The organism is Aetokthonos hydrillicola CCALA 1050, from assembly GCF_017591665.1.
Lineage (GTDB): Bacteria > Cyanobacteriota > Cyanobacteriia > Cyanobacteriales > Nostocaceae > Aetokthonos > Aetokthonos hydrillicola.
Window position 1 is genome coordinate 1 of the sequence record NZ_JAAKGC010000328.1, and the last position, 1,909, is coordinate 1,909.

Sequence of the window (1,909 nt, forward strand, 5' to 3'; positions counted from 1 at the left end):
CTTTGAGCATGAAGCCTTCCTAAATAAAAATACTATGCTTTTTGTTGGCTTTTATACCAATTTTTAAAAGAAAACAACAATTTAGAGGGGGTAGCTCACAGGTGTAGGTTTTTTACAGATACATCTAGGACGGGTGAGACGCTTGTAGACTTGGGGGAGAAGGAGGACAAGGAAGAAACATAAAATTTAAGTATATGTACTAGTTTTAAACCAACTAGGAGTAAAAAAAACTTCCTTGTCTGCTTTCCTTCCTTGTCCTCCAAGTCTTGCCTCAACCAGGATGTAAAAAACCTACCCTTGTGAGCTACACCCTAGACCCTATTTTTGTAACAGCTAGCGATTCGTCATCTCGTAAACGAGCACCAAAGTGTTTAATTAATAATTCTCGTAGTACTGGTTGTAAATCTTCGCAAGGAATACCTTTCAGGACGCAAGTTCCTAAATGGGCGTCTTTACCAACTTTACCGCCCATGTAAATATCAACACCGTCCACTGCTTTACCATTTTTACGAGCTTTGGTTCCCATTAAGCCAATGTCTGCAACTTGAGGCTGTCCACAGGAGTTAGGACATCCTGTCCAGTGAATTCGAACAGGATTAGAGAGTTCTAACTCTGCTTCTAATGCTTTAATCATTGCCAAAGAACGGTTTTTGGTTTCGATAATAGCAAAGTTACAAAATTGTGCGCCTGTGCAAGAAACAAGCGATCGCGTTAGAGGCGCAGGGTTGATTGTAAACCTCTCTAGTAAAGGTTCAGTTAAAAATATTGCCAGTCGCGAGTCAGAAATATTAGGGATAATCAGGTTTTGCTCAACAGTGATTCTGATTTCACCACTACCGTAAACCTCCGCTAAACGGGCGATTTCAAACATATCATCAGCGTACAATCGACCAACTGGAACAACCAAACCTACGTAATTTAATCCTGGTTGCTTTTGTTTGTATACCCCAATGTGGTCGCGTTTTTCCCAATCAATTTCGTCTTTTTCCGCAGCAGTTAACAACGGGTTACCAAACTGCTTCTCGACTTCTTGTCGGAACTTGTCTACACCCCATTCATCTATTAGCCACATCAACCGGGATTTTTGTCGATTAACACGTAAGCCGTTATCTCGGAACACTTCCAAAATAGCTCTACATAAAGCGACTACATCCTCCGGAGGTACCCAAACGTTCATGGGTATAGCAGCTTCGCAACGCCTAGAAGAGAAAAAGCCGCCCACTAGAACGTTGAAGCCAAAGATTCCTGATTTAAAAGCAGGAACGAAAGCTAAATCATTAATTTCCGCGTGAACTGAATTATCTCTTCCACCAGTGATTGCGATGTTAAATTTCCGTGGAAGGTTAGTAAACTCTGCATTGCCTTCTCCTTTGTTGGTGATCATGTCTTGCACTTGTTGCACCAACTCCCGAGTGTCGAACAATTCATCTCCATCTACCCCCGCCACTGGATCGCCCGTGATATTGCGAACATTATCCATTCCTGACTGTACACTGGTTAACCCAACCGCATGAAACCTATTAAAGATTTCTGGTAAATGCTCAATCCGAATCCCTCGCAATTGAATATTCTGTCTAGTCGTAATGTCCGCGTTGCCATCTTCACCATAACGCTGCACCACCTCGGCTAATACACGCATCTGACTGCTTGTAATAACACCGTTAGGTATTCGCATACGCATCATAAACTTACCAGGAGTGACTGGGCGAAAAAACACACCCAGCCATTTCAGCCGATGATCTCGATCAGTTTCGTCAATTGCTTCCCAACCCAGAGAAGCAAACTTCTCAATCTCGGCTTTTACGGCAAGTCCATCTTTTTCTGCCTTCAATTTCTCAAACTTATTCAGGCTGGCTTTGTTGGTAGTTGCTATGTCTGTCATGAGAAATTCTCGTTGTTCTAATCTTTA

Annotated in this window: 1 protein-coding gene; it reads right to left on the minus strand. The window is 42.4% G+C overall.

Annotated elements, in window-relative coordinates; genetic code table 11:
- Window positions 1-304: 304 nt before the first annotated feature.
- Complete coding sequence (locus G4P69_RS37525) at window positions 305-1,882, minus strand: ferredoxin--nitrite reductase (RefSeq protein WP_208355004.1); 1,578 nt, start codon at window positions 1,880-1,882, stop codon at window positions 305-307.
- Window positions 1,883-1,909 lie beyond the last annotated feature (27 nt).